Annotated in this window: 7 protein-coding genes; 6 read left to right on the forward strand and 1 reads right to left on the reverse strand. The window is 63.9% G+C overall.

All coding sequences use genetic code 11. The annotated features are described in order from the left end of the window. The 5 genes from VN047_RS08850 to VN047_RS08870 all read left to right on the forward strand — a co-directional run. On the forward strand, positions 1 to 486 hold a 486-nt coding region (locus tag VN047_RS08850), incomplete at its 5' end, for a fasciclin domain-containing protein (RefSeq protein ID WP_325541837.1). 41 nt (positions 487 to 527) lie between these two features. Further along, entirely contained in the window at positions 528 to 1,133 is a 606-nt protein-coding gene (locus VN047_RS08855; RefSeq protein ID WP_325541839.1) for a fasciclin domain-containing protein, read from the forward strand. A 166-nt stretch (positions 1,134 to 1,299) separates the two neighbouring features. Next, positions 1,300 to 1,581 (forward strand): proton-translocating transhydrogenase family protein, encoded by a 282-nt coding sequence (locus VN047_RS08860; RefSeq protein ID WP_325541841.1) that lies wholly within the window; start codon positions 1,300 to 1,302, stop codon positions 1,579 to 1,581. Between the two features lies 1 nt (position 1,582). Continuing rightward, positions 1,583 to 3,082: an NAD(P)(+) transhydrogenase (Re/Si-specific) subunit beta gene (locus tag VN047_RS08865; protein ID WP_325541842.1), complete on the forward strand. Its 1,500-nt coding sequence runs from the start codon at positions 1,583 to 1,585 to the stop codon at positions 3,080 to 3,082. A 112-nt stretch (positions 3,083 to 3,194) separates the two neighbouring features. Beyond that, positions 3,195 to 3,890, forward strand: coding sequence for an aspartate/glutamate racemase family protein (locus VN047_RS08870; RefSeq protein WP_325541844.1), 696 nt, complete (start codon positions 3,195 to 3,197; stop codon positions 3,888 to 3,890). A gap of 39 nt (positions 3,891 to 3,929) precedes the next feature. Here VN047_RS08870 and VN047_RS08875 read toward each other — a convergent pair whose 3' ends face one another. Next, positions 3,930 to 4,343, reverse strand: coding sequence for a DUF2147 domain-containing protein (locus VN047_RS08875; RefSeq protein ID WP_325541846.1), 414 nt, complete (start codon positions 4,341 to 4,343; stop codon positions 3,930 to 3,932). Positions 4,344 to 4,439: 96 nt separating this feature from the next. Between VN047_RS08875 and VN047_RS08880 the strand changes: the two genes are divergently transcribed. Beyond that, positions 4,440 to 5,657, forward strand: a complete 1,218-nt coding sequence (locus VN047_RS08880) for a parallel beta-helix domain-containing protein (RefSeq protein ID WP_325541848.1) — start codon at positions 4,440 to 4,442, stop codon at positions 5,655 to 5,657. Positions 5,658 to 5,664 lie beyond the last annotated feature (7 nt).

Below are 5,664 nucleotides of genomic sequence, written 5' to 3' on the forward strand. Positions count from 1 at the left end.
GTCGCAGCTCCTGCGGCGCCCGCTGTGCCCGCGCAGCCCACCGGCATTGCGCTCGAAATCGGCGCGAAGCCCGATCACAAGACGCTGGCCTCGGCACTTACCGCTGCCGGCGTTTCCGAAAAGCTGGCTGGCCAACCCTTCACCATCTTTGCGCCGACCGACCAGGCCTTTGCCGCGGTGCCGCAGCCGATGACCGACTGGCTGATGAACCCGAGCAACACCGAAGCCCTGGCCAAGGTGCTGACCTATCACGTCGTTCCGGGCCGCGTGACCGCCGAAGATATCTTCACGAAGATCAAGGCCGGCGGCGGCAAGGCGACGCTGGCGACTGTCGAGGGCGAAACGCTGACCTTCACCGAGGTGCAGGGCAACATCAAGGTCGACGGCACGCAGGGCAGCAGCGGCTTTATCACGCAGCCCGATGTCGAGCAGTCGAACGGTAACATCCACGTCATCAATGGCGTGTTGATGCCGACCCTCGGCTGACGATCCGCGCCGCTGCGGTCGTCGTATTGAAGGATAAGGATATGAAAACCCCTCTGATTATGACGGTCGTGGCGGCCGCGCTCGCGCTGTCGGGTTGCGGCAGCAAGAAGGAAGCGCCAACCGAGACGTCGACCGTCGCGGCTAGCGAAGCCGCCGCGCCGGCCGTGCCCGGCGCTGCTCCGTCGGCGATGCTGGCGAGCAGCACGATCGCCGCAAATCTCTCGGCCTCGTCCGATCACAAGTCGCTGGCTGCCGCAGCGACGCAGGCTGGTCTGGTGGAAACGCTGTCGGGCCCGGGGCCGTTCACGGTCTTTGCCCCGACCGACGCCGCTTTTGCGCAGGTGCCGCCGGTGACGCGCGATGGCTGGATGCGCCCGGCGCAAAAGGATGTGCTCGCCGGCGTGCTCGAATATCATGTCGTGCCGGGCAAGCTGACCGCGGCCGATCTGGCGGCGAAGATCGCCGAGGGCGGCGGCAAGGCGGTGCTGAAGACCGCCGACGGGCAGGATCTGACCGCGACGAAAAGCGGCGATGCGATCGTGCTGACCAGCAGCAGCGGCAACAAGGCAGCGGTTACGCAGGCCGATGTCGCGCAGTCGAACGGTGTCGTTCACATCGTCGACGCGGTGCTCGTCCCCAAAATGTAAAAAACATCGCCGGCCTGTCCGGCGATGCGATATATTATGTCGCAAAGCGCCCGCATTTCTCGCCTTGGGAAATGCGGGCGCTGCTTTTTTGCCCGCTTTGGAGTCGACACGCTGGGCAGCGCGCGGCAAGAGGTGCGCGAAACGGAATCAGCAGGGGAGCGAGCCCGTGGATTTTATCGCGATTTTTTCGATTTTTGTACTGGCCTGCTTTGTCGGCTATTTCGTCGTCTGGTCGGTGACCCCGGCGCTGCACACGCCGCTGATGAGCGTCACCAACGCCATTTCGTCGGTCATCATCGTCGGCGCGCTGATCGCCAGCGCTGCGACGGGTTCATCCTCGTCGAAATGGCTGGGCCTCGCTGCTGTCGTGATGGCGAGCATCAACATCTTCGGCGGCTTCGCCGTAACGTCGCGCATGCTCGCGATGTACAAGAAGAAGGAGCGCTGAGATGGACGTACAGGCCATTCTCTCCGCCGCAACCGGTGGCCACGGCGCCGTGAACCCCTATGCTGCCATCGCCTATCTCGTGGCCGGTGTTCTCTTCATCCTCGCGCTGCGTGGTCTGTCGAGCCCCGCAACGGCGCAGAGTGGCAACCGTTTCGGCATGATCGGCATGACGATCGCGGTCGTTACGACGCTGTTGACGCACATGCCGATGAAGGTCGGCGATGCCACCAACAGCTATGTGGGCGTCGATCCTGTCGGAGTTGTCGAGATTCTCGTCGCAATCGGCATCGGTGCGGTGATTGGCATCGTCATGGCGCGCCGCATCGCGATGACCGCAATGCCGCAGCTCGTCGCCGCATTCCACAGCCTTGTCGGCCTCGCGGCAGTCGCGGTTGCCGCTGCCGCCTATCTCAACCCCGTCGCCTTCGGCATTGCCGACGCTGCGGGTCAGATTCACGTCGTGAGCCGTGTCGAAATGGGTCTTGGCATCGCGATCGGTGCGATCACCTTCTCGGGATCGGTCATCGCCTTCCTCAAGCTCAACGGCAATATGTCGGGTTCGCCGATCATGCTGCCGGGACGTCACATCATCAACCTCGGCACGCTCGCTGCGATCGTCGCGCTGACCGCTTATTTCACGCAGGATCAGTCGCCGTGGGTGTTCTGGACGATCACCGGGCTCAGCTTCGTCATCGGCTTCCTGCTGATCATCCCGATCGGCGGTGCCGACATGCCGGTCGTCGTGTCGATGCTCAACAGCTATTCGGGCTGGGCCGCGGCGGCGATGGGCTTCACGCTCGGCAACACCGCGATGATCATTACCGGCGCGCTCGTCGGCTCGTCGGGTGCGATCCTGTCGTACATCATGTGCCGCGCGATGAACCGCAGTTTCATCAGCGTGATCGCGGGCGGCTTCGGCGCCGACGCGGCGGCTTCGGGCGGTGGCGCGAAGGAACAGCGCCCCTGGAAGCCGGGCAGCGCCGACGACGCGGCGTTCCTGATGAGCCAGGCCGAGAATGTCATCATCGTCCCCGGTTACGGCATGGCGGTCGCACAGGCGCAGCATGCGCTGCGCGAAATGGCCGACCTGCTCAAGAAAGAGGGTGTGAACGTCAAATATGCGATCCACCCGGTCGCAGGCCGCATGCCGGGGCACATGAACGTGCTGCTCGCCGAGGCGAACGTGCCTTATGACGAGGTGTTCGAACTGGAGGACATCAACGGCGAGTTCGCGCAGTGCGATGTCGCCTTCGTCATCGGCGCGAACGACGTGACCAACCCGTCGGCGAAAACCGACAAGACGTCGCCGATCTATGGCATGCCGGTGCTCGACGTCGAAAAGGCAAAGACCGTGCTGTTCGTGAAGCGCTCGATGGGCGGGGTCGGCTATGCCGGCGTCGACAATGACGTCTTCTACATGGACCAGACGATGATGCTGCTCGGCGATGCCAAGAAGATGGCCGACGACATCGTCAAGGCGCTGAACGGCGGCGGGCACTGACGCTTTGCCGCAAAGTTTCACCCCCGGCCTTGCCGGGGCGCGTCACTTTATCTAGCGATAGGCGGGACCGGGCCGGTAAAGGCCCGGTCCTTTTGTATTCCGGAGGACCATCTTGCGCAAAATCGGCCTGATCGGGGGAATGAGCTGGGCGTCGACCGAGCTTTATTACCGCCACCTCAACAAGGGCGTGCAAAAGCGCCTTGGCACCGCGTGTTCGGCGCCGATCCTGATGGAGAGCCTCAACTATTGCGAGCTGTCGCGGATCACGACCGACGAGCAATGGGCGCATGCGAAGGAGGTGCTGATCGCATCGGCGCAGCGGCTTGAGGCGGCGGGCGCGACCGCGCTGATGATTGCGGCCAATTCGATGCACAAGGTGGCAGAGGATGTCGCCGCGGCGATCCCGATCCCGATCCTGCACATCGTCGACGAAACCGGCGAGAAGATGAAGGCCGACGGAATCAGGTCGGCCGCGGTCGTCGGCACCCGCAACGTGATGACCGAACCCTGGTTCCGCCAGCGGCTGGTGCGGCACGGGCTCACGCTCGCGCCCTATGACACGACCCGCGCCGACGAGATCGACCGCATCATTTACGAAGAACTGATGCAGGGCAAGGCGAACGAGAATTCGCGGCGCACCATGAAGACGTTCATCACCGACATCGCGAAACAGGATGTTCAGGCGATCATTCTGGCCTGCACCGAGCTGGTGATGCTGGTCGATCCCGATGCCAATGTCCTGCCGATCTACGACACGACGCGCATCCACGTCGCGGCGGGCGTCGACTGGATTTTGGGCGAGGAGTGACCGGGAACTCCCCTCCCGCTGGCGGGCGGGGAGTCCGGATTACGCCATCCGCGTCCAGGTTACCGTCCGGCAGAAGACTGCGACGCATCCCTTCATCGTCAGCCTGTTGCCCTTCACGCGCAGGTGCGCGGTGTAATAGCGGCCGTCTTCGGGGCTGTACCCTTCGCCTTTCCAGCCTTCGCCGTGGGGGACAAGGTCCCAGTATATCTGCAGCCCTTCGACCTTGCGCGCGCGTTTCGCCTTGTCGGGGTTGCGCTCGTCGCGCTGGCCGCCCGCAGGCTCCCTGATGAGGAGTTCGGCGATGCGGCCGCACATTTTGGCGCCGCAAGGCGCCATTGCGACGATCCCTTTCCCGTCATCGGTTTTCCAGCGCCCCGTCAGCGACGCGGGCGCCGCCGCCGATGCGGGCACGACGATAAAGGCGACGAGCGCCAAAGCATATCTGTAGAACAAAGCGACCTCTCCCCGGTTAGCTACACATATGTCAGCAACCCGCTTGGCATCCGTCAAGTCTTGCACCATGCTCCGCAAAAATTTGGGGAGAGACATATGCGATTCCATAGCCTGCGCCACCACGCGGCGACGCTCTGCGTCGTGGCGGCCCTTGCCGCCAGTCCGGCGGCGGCGAAAGTGATCAGCGTCAGTGCAACAACGCCCGACGCCAACGAAAAGCTGCAGGAAGCGCTGATCCTTGCGCAGCCGGGCGATACGGTCGAACTCGGTGCGGGGACATGGAAACTGACCGACGGCCTGTCGCTCGACGTCGCGAACGTCACGGTGCGCGGGGCCGGGACGGGCGAGGGCGGGTCGATTCTCGACTTCACGGGACAGCAGGGCGCGGGCGAAGGGCTGCTCGTCACTTCGGATGATGTGTTCCTGACCAATTTCGCGGTGCTCAACACCAAGGGCGACGGCATCAAGTCGAAGGGCGCCGATCGCATCGTCTATCACAAGCTGCGCGTCGAATGGACGCGCGGGCCCGACGCGACGAACGGCGCCTATGGCATCTATCCGGTCGAAAGCACCGATGTTCTGATCGACAGCGTCTATGTCCGCGGGGCTTCGGATGCGGGCATCTATGTCGGGCAGTCGAAGAATATCGTCGTGCGCGAATCGGTGGCGACCGAAAATGTCGCGGGGATCGAGATCGAAAACAGCTACGACGCCGACGTCCATGACAATGTCGCGAACCGCAACACCGGCGGCATCCTCGTGTTCGACCTGCCCAGCCTGCCGATGCAGGGCGGGCATAATGTCCGCGTCTTTTCGAACATCATCTCCGACAACAGCGTGCCGAACTTTGCGCCGAAGGGGAATATCGTCGCATCGGTGCCGACCGGGACCGGCGTGCTGGTGATGGCGAACCGCAATGTCGAGGTTTTCGACAATGTCTTCGACCAGAACGGCACCGCGAACGTGATGATCGTCGGCTATCGCTACGAGCATAAGGACCCGAAGTATCAGCCGCTGCCGAAGGCGATCATCGTGCGCGGCAACCAGCATGGCAAGGCTGGCTACGCCCCGGCCTTTCCGGGCGGCGACCAGATCGCGGCGGCGATGGGCGGGGCGATTCCGCCGGTGCTGTGGGACGGCGCGGGCGATGCGATCGTTCTCGACAAGGTTGGCGTGCTGTCGCTGGGGCTGGCCGACGTGAGCCTGCCGCAGAGCGCGGCGAAGCCTGCGCCCGCCGATCTGTCGAAGGGCACGCCGCCCGCAGCGTTGCCGGCGATCAGGCTGCCCGACAGCATGGAGGCGAAGGTCCGGTGAAACGCGT

Source organism: Sphingopyxis sp., assembly GCF_035565275.1.
GTDB lineage: Bacteria > Pseudomonadota > Alphaproteobacteria > Sphingomonadales > Sphingomonadaceae > Sphingopyxis.